We start from the raw sequence: 14785 nt of genomic DNA on the forward strand, positions 1-14785 counted from the left end.
TAATGTTCATGTCAGAAACCGGATTGGATCACATGCACAGTTCTATGCCGCTATGACTGCGAAAACAGCAGGTCCATCCAAGGTGGGGAAGGCGGCGACAAGTGGTTTCCTCTGGCTTGCAGTCCAGAGCCTGGCCGCTCGTGGTATCGGGTTTATCTCACAGCTTTTTCTGGCACGATTGCTTCTGCCGGAAGATTTCGGTGCGATCAGTCTTGCGCTGACGGTCACCAGCATTGCCAACTCCCTGATCAGTTTCGGGATCGATGAGGTTCTGCTTCAGCGTCAGAAAACCATGACGTTGTGGGAACCGCTGGCGTTCTGGATGTCGGCGGGTGTGAGTGTCGTAGGCATGCTGGGGATGTTCATCGCAGCGCCATTCGCCGCACACTGGTACCATTCACCGGGACTTGTCGGGCTCATCATAGCGATTGCTGTTGCCACGCCCCTCCGGGCGTTGAGCACGGTGTCTGCCGTCAAGGTCCGGGCAGAAATGGATTTCCGCTTTCTGGCCGTCTGCAATACATTTGAAATTGTAGCGTTGCAGGTTCTGACCATTGTTCTGGCGGCTCTGGGGATGGGAGCATATGCTTTTGCAATTCCATATCCCGTTGTCGCTTTAGCGCGTACGGCTTGGCTTTGGAGGCGAGCCATACCCGCTATTAAAGGGCGCTATAAGGCCATACAGGCCCGCTATCTGGTGGGTAACAGCACGCTTATTCTGTTGAACCGGAGTTGTATCGAATTCATCAATCAGGGTGACTACATCGTTCTTGGACTGATCGCATCGAAGGTTATGGTAGGATATTATTTTTTTGCTTTTCGTTTTGCCGCTCAACCTGTGCGCATGCTCGCTGGTAATGTAACTAACGTTGTTTTTCCGGCGCTTGTACAGTTTCGTAATGAACCAGTCCGTCAGACTGATGCCGTTCTTCGTGCGTGTCGCCTGCTTGGTTATCTTGTCATGCCGTTCTGCTTTTTGCAGGCGGGTCTGGCCAAGCCAGGATTGCATCTGCTGTTTGGTGAACGCTGGATGCCAGCGGTACCCTATGTCATCATTCTGAGTATTGGTCTGCCATTTGATTCAATCAGTTGGATTACGGGCGCTCTCCAAAGTGCAAGACGGGAGTTTGCACGTTCTTGTCAGTATCGGATCATTGCACTGCTGTTATTCTACATTATGGTCGGTCTCGGCGGATACTGTAGTGGCGTCATGGGTGTCGCGTATGCTGTGGCGGTTTACTATTTTCTGTGGCCCCCCATCACCTCTTACCTGATTCTGATCGGGTCGGGTGTATCTGTCCTGGCCGTGGCCGAGTTCTATTTCCTGCCCATGCTATTCTCCTGTATCGCCATCGGGGCCGGTATGGCGCTTGCTCAGACCAGCCTGTTTCACGGCAACGATTTCGTGGAGTGCATGGTCATCGGTCTTGTGACCTGCGTCGTCTATCCCGCGCTGCTTGCGGTCTTCCGGCCCGAAATGTTCAGAGAGATTATGGACAGGTTCGGCGGAAAGTTCAGAAAGCGGCGTCAGGCGAAAGAAGCTAACGCCTGATCCATTCCCGACAGGCTGACTGGCGCTGTTCCCAGCCGAGCCGCTCCAGTTCGGGTGTGTCGTGGCGTTCACTTGGATATCCGACGCACAGATAGGCGATGAACCGCCAGGATGTCGGGCTTTCGAGCGCCTCTCTCACGGCTTCAGGCTCAAGGATGGAAACCCATCCCACGCCGATCCCCTGTGCTGCGGCGGCCAGCCAGAAGGTGTGGATCGCCATGACCGTGGACCATACCGTCGTCTCCGGCATGGTGCGGCGGCCAAGACCACCTCCCTGTTCCGGATTCTCCACCGAAAACACCGCAATATGATGGGGCGCATCATCCAGCCCGGCCAGCTTCAGGCGGGCATAGGCGGCTGCGTCCTCGCTCTCGCGTTCCGCGAGGGCTTCGGCCTGACTACGGGCGAAGATATCCCGCACAGCATTACGTCGGGCAGGACTGTCCACCCGCATGAAGCGCCACGGTTCACTGAGACCAACCGATGGCGCCATGCTGGCGACCTGTAGCAGTTCATCGAGTGTAGCCTCGGCTACTGGCTCAGGACGAAAATGCCGGACATCCCGCCGCCAGCGGAAGATGTCCTCCAGAATGGTGGATGTCGTCATCCTTTATAGGCTTCGCCGGGAGGCAGAAGCTTGCCGGGGTTAAGGATGCCACGGGGGTCCATCGTCTGCTTGAGCGCCCGCATCACGCTGAGCGCATCGGCACCATGTTCCGGCTCCAGAAATTCAAGCTTGCCGATCCCGACGCCGTGCTCGCCGCTGCATGAGCCGCCCAGCGCGAGCGCACGGCCCACAATCCTGCGGTCCAGTTCAAGCAACCGCTCACGTCCCTTTGGAGAATTTTCAGTGAGGATCAGGGTATGGAAATTACCATCGCCCACATGACCCAGCATGGCGGCACGCAGGCCGGACGCAGCGATATCCCCGCGTGCGCCGTCGATCAGCTCGGCAAGACGGGAGATTGGCACGATGCAGTCGGTCGAGATGACAAGCGCCACGTGGTCGATGGCCCGGGCCGCCCAGAACGCGTCGTGACGGGCCTTCCACAGACGGGTGCGTTCCTCGGGTGTGTCAGCCCACGCAAAGCCGAGACCACCATTGTCGCGGGCGATGCTTTCCGTCGCTTCCACCTGCTCACGCACGGACGCGGGGCCGCCTGAGAACTCGAAGAACAGCGTCGGCAGAGGTTTCAGTTCATCAAGGTGAGAGAAGGCGATGCTGGCTGCCATCTGCACTTCATCGAGAAACTCCACGCGGGCGACGGGGAGGCCATACTGGATCATCTCGACGGCGGTGGTGATCGCCTCGTCCACCGTACTGAACTGACAGATCGCGGCGGCGATGCTTTCCGGCAATCCATAAAGACGTAACTGAATCTCGGTGATGATGCCCAGCGTGCCTTCCGAGCCGATGAACAGAGAGGTCAGGTCATAGCCGGTCGAGGATTTACGGACCCGGCCACCTGTGCGGATGACCTCGCCAGTGGCGAGCACCACGGTCATGCCGAGCATATTTTCCTTCATCGTGCCGTATTTTACCGCCGCCGTGCCGGAGGCGCGGGTGGCGCACATGCCGCCTAGCGTGGCCTCGCCACCGGGATCGACCGGAAAGAACAGGCCTGAATCGCGGATGTGCGCGTTGAGTTCCTGCCGCGTCAGACCCGCCTGCACACGACAGTCGAGATCTTCCGGATTGAACTGCACGATTTCCTTCATGCGGGACAGATCGAGGCTGATGCCTTCTGCGGGCGGCGTGACATGGCCTTCAATCGACGTGCCCGCACCGAATGCGACGACCGGCACGCGATGTTCGTGACACAGGGACAACACGCGGGAGACATCGTCCGTGCTTTCCGCAAACACAACAGCGGCGGGCAGACAGGCGGTGTCCAGCGCCTCGCCGTGGCTGTGTTCTTCGCGCACGGAAGCTACGGTGCTGATCTGGCTCCCCATAGCTTCGCGGAGAGCGGAAAGAACGGTTTCCACGCCGGTCGTCGGGGTGGAGAGGGTGTCGGACATGCGGGCAGCCTGATCGGTGGAGATGAAGTTCATGTGGGGTTGTATCCGCTCCCCGTGTCTTCGACCACCGATACTGGAACGCGGCAGGGTTTCCGGCGCAGAGGAAAAAACGGCGCTGTTCATGCCTGCGAAACCTCTCCGGACTTGACATGAGCGCCTGCGACCGGCTTCCTCCGCCCCTGAATTTTCACATTGTGGCCGGACGGCTCCACGTCGTCCGCGCCGCGTTCCAGCCGGGCAGGAATTGACCACATGCATCCGTATCGCACCCATAGCTGCGCCGCCCTCCGCGCCGAAGACGCCGGAAAGACCGTGCGCCTGTCCGGCTGGGTCCACAGCAAGCGAGATCACGGCGGCCTGCTGTTCATCGATCTGCGCGATCAGGACGGCCTGACGCAGATTGTCATTCCCGCCGAATCTCCGGTCATGCCAGTGGCCGAAGAAGTCCGTGTCGAGAGCGTCATCACCGTGACGGGCGAGGTCGTGCTGCGTGAGGAAACCACGCGCAACCCGAACCTGCCGACCGGTGATATCGAACTGCGCGCGAAAGAATTCACGGTGCAGTCCGCCGCCGCCGTCCTGCCGTTCCAGGTCGCCGGCAACGAGCATTATGGCGAAGAGCTGCGCCTGAAATACCGCTATCTCGACCTGCGCCGCGAGAAGATTCACCGCAACATCCTGCTGCGCTCGCAGGTCATCGCCAGCCTGCGTCGCCGTATGGTCGAGCAGGGCTTCACCGAGTTCCAGACGCCGATCCTGACGGCTTCCTCCCCGGAAGGCGCACGCGACTTCCTCGTGCCGTCCCGTCTGCATCCCGGCAAGTTCTACGCGCTCCCGCAGGCTCCGCAGCAGTTCAAGCAGCTCGCCATGGTCGCGGGCTTCGACCGCTACTTCCAGATCGCGCCCTGCTTCCGTGACGAAGCCGCCCGCGCCGACCGTAGCCCCGGCGAGTTCTATCAGCTCGATTTCGAGATGGCCTTCGCCACGCAGGAAGAAGTGTTCGCGACACTTGAGCCGGTGATGGAAGGCGTGTTCCGCGAGTTCGGCAATGGTCGCGCCGTGACACCCGCACCGTTCCCGCGTGTTCCTTACGCTGAGGCGATGGCGGTCTATGGCTCCGACAAACCGGACCTGCGCAACCCGCTGAAGATCGCCAACGTCACCGAGCAGTTTGCCGACTCATCCTTCGGCCTGTTCGCCAAGATCGCGGCCGATGGTGGCGAAATCCGCGCTATCCCCGCTCCGGGCGCTGGTCCGAAACCGCGCGGCTTCTTCGACAAGCTGAACGCATGGGCGCGTGAGAACGGCGCAGGTGGCCTCGGCTACATCCAGTTCGACGAGGAAGGCGGCAAGGGGCCGATCGCCAAGAACCTCGAAGCCGACCGCGTGAAGGCCATTCAGGACAAGCTCGGCCTGAAGGCCGGTGACGCCGTGTTCTTCGCCGCAGGCAAGGGCGACGAAGTGGCGAAGTTCTCCGGTCTGGTGCGTACCAAGATCGCGACCGAACTGGACCTGATCGAAGAAGGTGAGTTCCGCTTCTGCTGGATCGTCGACTTTCCGATGTATGAGAAGAACGAGGAAACGGGACAGATCGATTTCTCCCACAACCCGTTCTCCATGCCGCAGGGCGGTCTTGAGGCGCTCAATACGAAAGATCCTCTTGAGATCAAAGCCTATCAGTATGACATCGTCTGCAACGGCATCGAGCTGACTTCCGGCGCGATCCGCAACCACCTGCCGGACCTGATGATCCGCGCCTTCGAGATCGCGGGTTATCCGGAAAGCGTGGTCGAGGAGCAGTTCGGCGGCATGCTGAACGCCTTCCGCTTCGGCGCCCCGCCGCATGGTGGTGCTGCTCCGGGCGTGGACCGTATGGTCATGCTGCTGGCTGATGAACCTAACATCCGCGAGGTCATCCTGTTCCCGCTGAACCAGCAGGGCGAGGATCTGATGATGGGCGCACCGTCCACCGTCGAGCCTGCGCGTTTGAAAGAACTGTCCATCGCACTGAACCTGCCCAAGCCGAAGCCTGTCGTGAAGAAGGATGCGGCGGAGACGGAGTGAGGGGCTTTTGTGACGAGATAAGTTTTGGAAGCCGGGAACAGGTTTGTTCCCGGTTTTTTTTTGGTTTTGGATATGGCTGTTTTACAATAGATCAATCCGGGGTTAACTGATGCTTGAATACGCGTGAATTCTCAATCATGGTGAATTAACGTGGTCCAAACTGGTGCATTTGTTCTGGGAGGATTTTTAGTATTTCTTTCCCGGATATGTGCAGAATATCTATTATATTCAAAAGGAATGTTAGATGCGTTTCGGATTTTATGGTTTTCTTTTAGTGGTTGGTAGTCTTCTATTTTCTGGAACGCAATCAATTGCACAAGATGATTTGGTTTCTAATATAAAAACTCTTGAACAATCTGGTGATTGGACTCTGAAAGTATCAAAAACAGAGCACTCTGCTTTACTTGAAAGTCAGCAGGATGGCTTTATAGCGAAGATGTATTTGAATGGAGACTCTAAGAAATTCTTTTTTCTTATTGGTGTCTATGCGCGTTCGGTATCAAATGTGACATTGAGTCTGAACGACGATATTTTAGAATTCCCTACTTATGTATCTGATGGTTGTCCATCATTATTTCAATGTTTTTTAGGCCAGATAAATACTGGAGATCTCCCTGGCATCATTCATAATTTTACCTCGGCAAATAAAGCATTTATCACGTTTGATGGAAAACATCTTCCTATGTCATTGGTTGGAACATCAGACATCATTAATGCTCTGGACAAGTATAACGCAGAAACTGGTATGAATCTCCCGTCACCCTTCCATAATGTGGTAGATATAAAACCATCTAATCGAATGATTGTACCTAAAGAAAAAATAGCAGAAAAAACATGCATTAATTACGAAGAAAATATACACACTGATGGGAATCCTTTTAATACAAATGGAAAATGCTATAAATTATTGATTGGTTTGCTTTCAAGAATACAATGGATTGATAAAAATACAGCGCTTGTTATTCCTAAATGCGGGAGCTTATACGGTTGTGGGATTCCTATGCTCATTCATAGTGACGAAGCCTTGAAGTTAGGTAGGTGGACCGTGGTAATTGGTAGAGATCCTTATCAATACACTGCTGCAACAGGAGAGTTGACTACAGCGTTAAGCTTTCAGGTTGTCAGATATCTTTCTGGGCCAGTTCTCATTGGAGCGCAATAAAAATTAATAAAAACAGGTATATCAGTGGATATAGTATTTTATAAGGATATGACAGTTTAATGTATTTATTAAATAAATTAGTGCAATATCTGTACTAATTTTATTGTATTATCTGTAATTTTGTCACGTATTTTTTTAAAAGTTTCAAAATTGTGTGTATTTTATATTCATAAAAGCGTTTAATGCGATGATATTTGATATTTAAATATTATTATAATTCAAAAAAGTTTATATATCAAATTACTCGATGAATTTCCGATTCGGTTATTTCCGTAATGCTTTAAGTTATTTTGTCTTCAATTCAATATTATCCCCCACCGGCATCGCCGTAACCAAAGTCTCCGCAGGCGGCGGTTCCGGCAGTTGCGGCAGATCACTCATCTCCATCAGAAACTCCTGCTCCCGCACATCCAGTTGACGCCCGATAGCCCGTTCTGTCAGGTCGTTGATATTGCGGTCCGTCAGGAGGGAATGCAGCACACGCCGTTGCAGCCGCACGATGCGAAGCCGTAACATCAGTTCGTCGCGCTTTCGCTGCACGCTGTTGTTGCGTTTGCCATCATCGTCATTGCTCGGGTCCAGACGGCGCAGGCGCTCGTTGAATTCGGTCAGTAGCAGGCTGACCGTGTCGTTGGTGCGGTTGGCGTCGGGCGGCAGTCGCGCCTGCTCCGCCTGAAGGGCGGCGATGCTGGAACGGGCCAGTGTAATGCGGGTTTCGAGAAGCTCGCGCTGCGCCGGGGTTTCGCCGTCATTACGCGGCAGCAGTTTCAGGGCGCGGGGCAGGCCGAAGGTGGTCAGCAGCAGCGATGTGATGATGACGCCGGTCGCCAGCACGACCATCACGGTCCGCTCCGGCATGTCGCTTTCCGACGGCAGAGAGATGATGGCGGCCAGTGTTACGGCCCCGCGTGCGCCCGCCAGCGTCATGACCAGCACATTGCGCCATGACGGCATGACCTGTGGACGATGGACCAGTTTCCCCACGACATGGAACACCAGCCCGTTGGTGGCCATCCAGACCGCGCGGAGAAGGCTCATGGCGCACTGGATACCGATAATGGCCAGAGGCAGTACCCACGGGGTCAGCCCGGCGGACTGGATGATGTGGGAAGCCTGTGTGACCTGGCCGGGAAGCTGTTGTCCAAGCATGATGAAGACCAGCCCGTTCAGGGTGGCGTAAAACTGGTCCCACAAGGTTGTGGCGCGCAGCCGGGTCTCGATCTGGGTTTCCAGCATCACGCCCGTCAGGCGGATGCACATACCTGCGGCAACGGCTGCGAGAATGCCTGAACAGCCGATGGAATCGGCGGCGAGATAGATGACATAGGGAATGAGCAGCGAAATCAGGATGTGGCTGGAGGAATCGTCATAGCCACGTCTGAGGACCAGAAGCTCGATACGGGCGAAGAGCCAGCCCAGTCCCGCGCCGACCAGCACGCCGCCGAGCGAGACATAAACGAAGTTGCTGGAGGCTGCCTTGAGCGAGAACAGGCCGGTTGTGGCGGCGGCGACCGCGAACTTGAAACAGACAAGACCGGAGGCGTCGTTGAGCAGGGCCTCGCCATTGAGGACCTGTGTCAGGCGGATGGGCGCCTTGGCTGTGGAGAGGAAGCTGTTGACGGAAACCGCATCGGTAGGAGAGAGCGCCGCGGCCAGCGCCATGCCCGCTGCGGGCAGGATGGCGGGCATGATCCAGTGAATCGCGTATCCGCCCGCGACAGTGCTGAACACCACCAGCCCGACGGCGAGCGACAGGATAATGGTCCGGAGTTCTCCGAACTCGCGCATGGGAATGCGGTAGGCGTCGATAAAGAGCAGCGGCGGCATCAGCAGGAGCAGGAACAGGTCCGATGAGAGCGGGACTGAGAAGCCGAGAAGACTGACCGCGCTGCCTGCCGCGATATGCAGCAGGGGCAGGGGGATACGGACAGGGAGCAGGCGTCCTAACAGGCCGGACAGGGCGGTCATGACAAGCAAAGCGAGAACGGTAAGGGCAACTTGCATCGGAACTTCCGGCTGGAGGACGGGACAGCCTCTTTTCGGGAGATGATATTGCTGACGGAGGAAAGGGCGGCAAATGAAAAAACGGGTCAGAGATGAATGATGTGAAAGACTTGTTCCCATTCCCATTGACCGGACAGGTTTGCGTTCCCATTATTTTGTAAAAATGCGGTGCGGTTTGTCCGGGCGTTGTCCATAGAGGAGGCGCGGCGGGGCCGCATCGTGAAAAAGATCCGTGCGGGCGCGTCACAGGGCGGCCCGGAACCGGGTCTGCAATGTTGCGGCGCGGGTTGCGACCGTTCCGGATCAGGTGGAGCAGGACCATTATGACTGAAGGGCCAGAGGCACGGTTTCTCAAACCACGCCTTAACGCGCTGGTAGCTGAAGCCGTGAAGAATGGCTTTCCGGCCGACGTGACGGTCGCGGTTCTGATCAATCTGCTGGATACGGAGAGCTTTGCTGTGACCACGCCTGAAGGAGAAGATGAGTGAGCGCAGGCGATCCATATCAGATACTGGGTGTCGCGCGAACCGCGAGTCAGGACGAGATTCGTAAGGCCTACCGCAAGCTGGCCAAGCAGTATCACCCGGATTTCAATCCGGACAACAAGGAGGCCGAGGAGAAATTCAAGGCCATCAGTCAAGCGAATGATCTGCTGTCCGACGAAGCGCAACGGGCGCGGTATGATCGTGGTGAGATCGATGCCGGTGGGCAGGAGCGGGCACCTCCGGGCTATGGCGCGCACGGTGGATATCGTGACTTCGGCGAAGGTATGGGCGGTTTCCGTCAGGGGGGCGGAGCCGGTGGTTTTTCGACCGAGGATCTGAGTGACCTGTTCGGTGGAATGTTCGGCGGTGGCCGGGGCGGCGGCGGCTTCAACCGTCGTTCTGCCGGTCCGCAGCCGGGACAGGACAGATCCTACAATCTGACGGTTTCCTTTATCGATTCCGTGCTGGGCACGACATCGCGCGTGTCGCTGCCGGGTGGCGCGACGCTGGATGTCCGTATTCCACCGGGCATCGAGAGTGGTCAGGTGCTGAGGCTGCGCGGAAAAGGCGGCGAGGGGACGCAGGGCGGTCCCGCCGGAGATGCTCTCATCACCGTGACGGTGGCGCCGGATACTCAGTACACGCGGGAAGGACGCGACCTGCGCCAGACGCTCCCTGTCGATCTGAAAACGGCCATTCTGGGTGGCCCCATCACGGTGCCGACGCCATCGGGCGCCGTGCGTATGAATGTACCGGCTGATTCAGACACGGGCACGGTTCTGCGTCTGAAGGGGCGTGGCGTGAAAGAGCATGGAAAGCACGAGGCCGGAAATCTGTATGTCCGGCTGGAAGTGCATATCGGAAAGGCTGATGAGAAACTGAAGGTGTTTCTCAGAGGGCAGGATGCTGAAGAAGAGGCAACTCCTTCAGCCGGATAACACGCCCGATATCGGCTGGATGAAAACACCCCCTGTCCGTATGGCAGGGGGTGTTTTTGCTTCAAAGGTCAGCGTGGTCCGCCCATTGCCATGCCGTTCACGACCACGGCGGAGATGATGCCGGTGGCGATGGCGGTCAGCAGGAACTGGTTGCCGGACTGAATCCAGCGATAGCCGTAGGGAGGCGCATAAAGGCCGTTGTAGGACTGCCAGTTGTTGATCCACGGATCACCGCCCCAATAGCGTGCTCCGGGCCGCCAGTTGTTCATGGGTGGTGGTGGAGGTGCTCCACGACGACCATAGTTGCCGCCCCGGAAATCACGCGGTCCCGGACCACCGCGATCCGGTCCTCCACGTCCTGGGCCGCCATTGTCGCGCCCGCCTCCGCCCCGGTAATCTCCACCCGGACCCGAGTGGCCACCGGGCATGGGCTGGGCCATCGCGCAGACGGGCGCGACGCTCAGAACGGACGCCATGATGAATGCGATATGTTTTATCCGCATAGGGAACTCACTTCCTGAGCTGTGTTGCAGGTCAATATGACATGAAAACGATGGCGCTAACATGGCGCTGATTCAAGACAAAGACCGGACAGCGGGGAGGCGTTTTCATTGAAAAGCTTATATGCGGCTGCCCAGATGTTTCTAAAAACGGGGAGAAACGGGCAGAGAGTCGAACGACACAGGGCTGCAAGGTAAGCCGTCAGATGACAGAGTGGTTCTATCATAAAGGACAACAGAGTTTTGCAGACTGTAACCCTGAGCCGGACGCACTCTGCGCCTTTACGCTTCTTCATCCCCCTCTTCGCCAAACCGGGAATTACGGTGAACCCACACGGACATGAGCAGTCCGAAACCAAGCATCACATTGATCAGGGCGGAGCCGCCGTAGGATACAAGAGGCAGAGGCACGCCGCCGACAGGAATCGCGCCCATCACCATCGAGAGGTTGACCAGACAATACAGGAAGAAATTCACTGAGATGCCCAGAGCGAGCAGGCGTCCAAAACGGTTGCGGCTGCGGATGGCCATCACCATACCGCCGAGTATGAGCAGCAGCAGCAGGCCTATGACCAGTATTCCGCCTGCGTAGCCCCATTCTTCGGCGATGGTTGTGAAGATGAAGTCCGTCTGCTTTTCGGGAAGGAAATTCAGTTGTCCCTGTGTCCCGTGCAGATAGCCCTGTCCCCACATCCCGCCCGAGCCGAGTGCGATTTTCGACTGGATGATGTTGTAGCCGGCTCCGAGAGGATCGTTTTCCGGATGCAGGAAGGTGGTGATCCGCGCTCTCTGGTAATCATGCAGATGGGCATAGGCGATTTTCAGAAGAAAAGGCACAGGTAGCAAAAGCAGGACGATCTGCCATAAACGCATTCCGGCGGCGAAGAAGAGAGAGGCGCCGATGCCGCCGATGATGACGGCGGTGCCGAGATTGGGCTCCTTGAGAACCAGACCGACGGGAACCAGAACCATCAGCGCCGGAATGATCAGACGGAGCGGGTTGCCCATCTTGCTATAGGGAATCCGGGAAAACCATGTCGCCAACATCAGGACGAGCGCGACCTTGGCATATTCGGACGGCTGGACCTGTGTGCCGCCGATCATCACCCAGCGTTCCGCGCCTTTGCCGACATGCCCCATCTGGAGCACGATCACCAGCAGCGCCAGCGAGACGAGGTAGAGCGGCCACGCCAGCCGGACGAGGAATCTGGGTGGCAGCATGGCGACAGTCAGCGTCAGGACCAGCCCGAAACCGAAACGCGCGGCCTGTGGTCCTGCGAAGGGGCGGGCGGAGCCGCCACCTGCGGAATAGAGCGCGATGTAGCCGATGCCCGCCAGCGTGCAGATGAGAAGGATGTACAGCCAGCTTACCTGCCAGAGCTTGGACAGTGTGCGAAAATTCGGTTCGGCGCGTAACAGCCGCTTGCGAAAACGCCTCATCGGCATCCGTGAATCCACGGTGATGCCCTCCTCGAAGTCAGATGGGGACCAGTTCAGGGACCGGGTGGACTACTCGGCATCCGCCACTGTCTGGCCGGGTGCGCTCTTGTGGTTGACCGGGTCGCGCAACAGGGTGTCGGTCATGATGTCACGGGCCAGTGGAGCCGCCGCATCGGCGCCGGCGTTGCCATGTTCTATCACGACGGACACCGCATAGCGCGGAGAGTCATAGGGCGCAAAGCAGATGAACAGCGCATGCGGGCGGAATTCCCACGGGAGGGTGGCGGAATTGAAGTGGCCGCTCTCACGAAGGGCTCTGGAGACACGTCTCACCTGTGCCGAGCCGGTCTTGCCAGCCATCTCGACACCCGGAATGGCCAGACGCGCCTTGGGAGCGGTGCCGTGGCTCTCGTTCACAACCGCAAACATGCCCTCCCGGACGGCTTGCAGGTAGCGTTCGTCCATCCCCAGTTCCGGCCAGTGCTGCGGATCGACCTCGGCGCCGATGTCGCCATTCACGGCCCGGACAAGGTGCGGCTCGACCTTGCGGCCTGTGGCGATGCGGGATGTGTAGGTCGCCAGTTGCAGGGGCGTGACCTGCACGAATCCCTGACCGATGCCGCTGACGACCGTATCGCCGCCGTTCCAGTGATGATTGTGCTTGCGCCGCCATTCGGGTGTCGGGATGAGGCCCTGACGCTGGTGAGGCAGTTCGATGCCCAGCTCGGTGCCAAGGCCCAGCTCACGGGCTGAGGCCGCCAGCTTGTCCATGCCGACTTTCATGGCGACTTCGTAGAAATAGACGTCGCATGAATATTTCAGGGCAAGATGTAGATCGACGGAGCCATGGCCGTGCTTTGCCCAGCAATGGAAGCGGGCGCCGCCCAGATCGAAATGGCCGGGACAGAAGAACCTGTCGGAAGGCGTGATGACGCCAGCATTCAGGGCCGCCATCGCAACCGCGGGCTTGAAGGTGGAGCCGGGTGGATAGACGCCGGAGACGGTCTTGTCGATCAGGGGCGTGCGCTGGTCATTGGTCCATTCAATCCATTGGGCGCGGCTGACGCCGCTGTCGAACAGGGACGGATCGAAGGACGGCGTGCTGCACATGGCCAGCACTTCCCCATTGCGGCAGTCCATGACCACGGAAGAGGCGGCGAGGTCGCCGATCCGGTTCTGGATGGTCTGCTGCAACCCGACATCCAGCGTCAGCGCCAGTTCATCGCCCGGAGTGCCGTCCTGTCTTTCGAGTTCCTTCATGATACGGCCGACCGAGTTGACCTCCATCTCCACGGAACCGGCCTGTCCGCGCAGCATGGCGTCCTGACTCTGTTCGACACCGGCGCGCCCGACCCTCATGCCGGGCAGCGCGAGCAGCGCGGATTTGGCGACATCCTGCTCGTTGGGTGGGGCCACGTAGCCGATCGTGTGCGCCAGAAGCTCTCCGAAGGGGTAGGAGCGCGTGGTGCCGACATCGATCAGCACGCCGGGAAGCGAGGGAGAATTGAGTTCTATGCGGGCCATATCGTCCCAGGAGAGAAACTCCCTGAGCACGACGGGAATGAATTTGCGTTTGTGCCGAACCTCACGGGCGATGCGGGAACGGTCATGTTCGTCGAGCGGCACGAGTTGGGAGAACCGTTCGACGCTGCCATCGACATCGGTTGTCTCTTCAGAAAGAAGTAGCGCCCGCCAGTTGGTTTTGTTGGCGGCGAGGATGGTGCCGAAACGGTCGGAGATCAGGCCGCGCGGCGGGGCGAGCAGGCGTTTGCTGGTCCGGTTCTTGTCGGCCAGTCTGGCAAAATGGTCGCCGCTATTGACCTGAAGGTCGTACAGACGACGGCCCAGTTCTCCAAGCGCCGCCGTCTGAGCCGCCATGAGCAGAAGGGCGCGACGGGTGAAGACGCCCTTGCCGGGGTCTTTCTGGTCACGGACAGGCAGAAGCCTGTTCAGCTTTTCCCTTTTTTTCCGCCCGCGGAATTTCATCCGACGGATGCTCCGGCGACGGATGGTCCGGTTATGAGGTCAGACGTCATCAAAGCTGGGGTTCCGGATTGGAAAATCTTCGATGCGCCCAGTTTCCCAGTGCGGCGAAGGGAGGATAGATGCCTGCGGTGAGCATACATTCGAAGATGACCGGAGCTGTCGGCATGATCTTGAAGGATAGCGAAGAAACCATAAACCACAACAGCCAGCATATGCCGCTTTCCAGCAGTGTGAAAGCCAGCCACAGCGTGACGAAATTCAGGCGCATGAGTCCGAAACGCATATGAACCGCTACGCCGTGCAGCAGCAGGAAGGCAAAAGCGGAGACGCCCAGAGGCGCAAAGCCGATCAGGTCGAGCAGAAGACCCAGAAAAAATACGACAGGCACGGACATCGAGGCCGGACGCCACACGGACCAGAAAAACACCGAGGCCATGACAAGTCCCGGAATCAGCGCGATGGCGCCGGGAATGCCGGTGGGCGCGGCAAGCAGGGCGGCCACAAGGGCTGTGAGACCGCCCGGCAGCAGACGCATGGCCAGCCGGTCGAGACGCTGTGCGAGAGCGGGCGCGGAACGGACATCGGGATGCCAGTGAGACTGCGGATGATGATCGGAAGACATGCCGGTCTCT

At 58.1% G+C, this 14785-nt stretch carries 12 protein-coding genes; 5 read left to right on the forward strand and 7 right to left on the reverse strand.

Annotated features, from left to right (window positions below; genetic code table 11):
- Positions 1-52 precede the first annotated feature (52 nt).
- A complete protein-coding gene (locus LKE90_RS01875) occupies positions 53-1552 on the forward strand; it encodes a lipopolysaccharide biosynthesis protein (RefSeq protein ID WP_291491140.1) in 1500 nt (499 codons plus the stop codon).
- Here the strand turns inward: LKE90_RS01875 and bluB are convergent.
- Both bluB and LKE90_RS01885 read right to left on the reverse strand, forming a co-directional pair.
- On the reverse strand, positions 1542-2159 hold the full coding sequence (bluB, locus tag LKE90_RS01880) for a 5,6-dimethylbenzimidazole synthase (RefSeq protein ID WP_291491141.1): 618 nt from the start codon (positions 2157-2159) through the stop codon (positions 1542-1544). The two genes, LKE90_RS01875 and bluB, sit on opposite strands and share 11 nt — an antisense overlap.
- Positions 2156-3574 carry an FAD-binding oxidoreductase gene (locus LKE90_RS01885; protein ID WP_291491276.1) on the reverse strand — a complete coding sequence of 473 codons (1419 nt, stop codon included), beginning with the start codon at positions 3572-3574 and terminating at the stop codon, positions 2156-2158. Before LKE90_RS01885 ends, bluB begins: the two co-directional genes overlap by 4 nt.
- Before the next feature lie 252 nt (positions 3575-3826).
- Between LKE90_RS01885 and aspS the strand changes: the two genes are divergently transcribed.
- Positions 3827-5638 (forward strand): aspartate--tRNA ligase, encoded by a 1812-nt coding sequence (gene aspS / locus LKE90_RS01890; protein WP_291491143.1) that lies wholly within the window; start codon positions 3827-3829, stop codon positions 5636-5638.
- 244 nt (positions 5639-5882) lie between these two features.
- On the forward strand, positions 5883-6800 hold the full coding sequence (locus tag LKE90_RS01895) for a hypothetical protein (protein WP_291491144.1): 918 nt from the start codon (positions 5883-5885) through the stop codon (positions 6798-6800).
- A 285-nt stretch (positions 6801-7085) separates the two neighbouring features.
- Here LKE90_RS01895 and LKE90_RS01900 read toward each other — a convergent pair whose 3' ends face one another.
- Positions 7086-8804, reverse strand: coding sequence for a Na+/H+ antiporter (locus tag LKE90_RS01900; protein WP_291491145.1), 1719 nt, complete (start codon positions 8802-8804; stop codon positions 7086-7088).
- 323 nt (positions 8805-9127) lie between these two features.
- Here LKE90_RS01900 and LKE90_RS01905 point away from each other — a divergent pair, with 323 nt between their 5' ends.
- Both LKE90_RS01905 and LKE90_RS01910 read left to right on the forward strand, forming a co-directional pair.
- Positions 9128-9292, forward strand: a complete 165-nt coding sequence (locus tag LKE90_RS01905) for a hypothetical protein (RefSeq protein WP_291491146.1) — start codon at positions 9128-9130, stop codon at positions 9290-9292.
- Complete coding sequence (locus LKE90_RS01910) at positions 9289-10227, forward strand: DnaJ C-terminal domain-containing protein (RefSeq protein WP_291491148.1); 939 nt, start codon at positions 9289-9291, stop codon at positions 10225-10227. Before LKE90_RS01905 ends, LKE90_RS01910 begins: the two co-directional genes overlap by 4 nt.
- A gap of 68 nt (positions 10228-10295) precedes the next feature.
- On the opposite strand, the gene LKE90_RS01915 is transcribed toward LKE90_RS01910, so the two are convergent.
- The 4 genes from LKE90_RS01915 to mreD all read right to left on the reverse strand — a co-directional run bounded on the left by LKE90_RS01915 (position 10296) and on the right by mreD (position 14775).
- On the reverse strand, positions 10296-10730 hold the full coding sequence (locus tag LKE90_RS01915) for an RcnB family protein (protein WP_291491149.1): 435 nt from the start codon (positions 10728-10730) through the stop codon (positions 10296-10298).
- A 279-nt stretch (positions 10731-11009) separates the two neighbouring features.
- A complete protein-coding gene (rodA, locus tag LKE90_RS01920; RefSeq protein WP_291491277.1) occupies positions 11010-12173 on the reverse strand; it encodes a rod shape-determining protein RodA in 1164 nt (387 codons plus the stop codon).
- Positions 12174-12236: 63 nt separating this feature from the next.
- The gene (gene mrdA, locus LKE90_RS01925; RefSeq protein ID WP_291491150.1) at positions 12237-14153 is read right to left on the reverse strand and encodes a penicillin-binding protein 2; all 1917 of its coding nucleotides are present in this window, start codon (positions 14151-14153) and stop codon (positions 12237-12239) included.
- A 49-nt stretch (positions 14154-14202) separates the two neighbouring features.
- A complete protein-coding gene (gene mreD, locus LKE90_RS01930) occupies positions 14203-14775 on the reverse strand; it encodes a rod shape-determining protein MreD (protein WP_291491151.1) in 573 nt (190 codons plus the stop codon).
- Positions 14776-14785 lie beyond the last annotated feature (10 nt).

The organism is Acetobacter sp., from assembly GCF_022483985.1.
Taxonomy (GTDB): domain Bacteria; phylum Pseudomonadota; class Alphaproteobacteria; order Acetobacterales; family Acetobacteraceae; genus Acetobacter.

Coding starts and splice junctions, on each gene's coding strand:
- LKE90_RS01900 (WP_291491145.1), bottom strand. CDS start 8,804: ATGCAAGTTGCCCTTACCGTTCTCGCTTTGCTTGTCATGACCGCCCTG.
- rodA (WP_291491277.1), bottom strand. CDS start 12,173: ATGCCGATGAGGCGTTTTCGCAAGCGGCTGTTACGCGCCGAACCGAAT.
- mrdA (WP_291491150.1), bottom strand. CDS start 14,153: ATGAAATTCCGCGGGCGGAAAAAAAGGGAAAAGCTGAACAGGCTTCTG.
- mreD (WP_291491151.1), bottom strand. CDS start 14,775: ATGTCTTCCGATCATCATCCGCAGTCTCACTGGCATCCCGATGTCCGT.
- LKE90_RS01905 (WP_291491146.1), top strand. CDS start 9,128: ATGACTGAAGGGCCAGAGGCACGGTTTCTCAAACCACGCCTTAACGCG.
- LKE90_RS01885 (WP_291491276.1), bottom strand. CDS start 3,574: ATGTCCGACACCCTCTCCACCCCGACGACCGGCGTGGAAACCGTTCTT.
- LKE90_RS01895 (WP_291491144.1), top strand. CDS start 5,883: ATGCGTTTCGGATTTTATGGTTTTCTTTTAGTGGTTGGTAGTCTTCTA.
- bluB (WP_291491141.1), bottom strand. CDS start 2,159: ATGACGACATCCACCATTCTGGAGGACATCTTCCGCTGGCGGCGGGAT.
- LKE90_RS01915 (WP_291491149.1), bottom strand. CDS start 10,730: ATGCGGATAAAACATATCGCATTCATCATGGCGTCCGTTCTGAGCGTC.
- aspS (WP_291491143.1), top strand. CDS start 3,827: ATGCATCCGTATCGCACCCATAGCTGCGCCGCCCTCCGCGCCGAAGAC.
- LKE90_RS01875 (WP_291491140.1), top strand. CDS start 53: ATGACTGCGAAAACAGCAGGTCCATCCAAGGTGGGGAAGGCGGCGACA.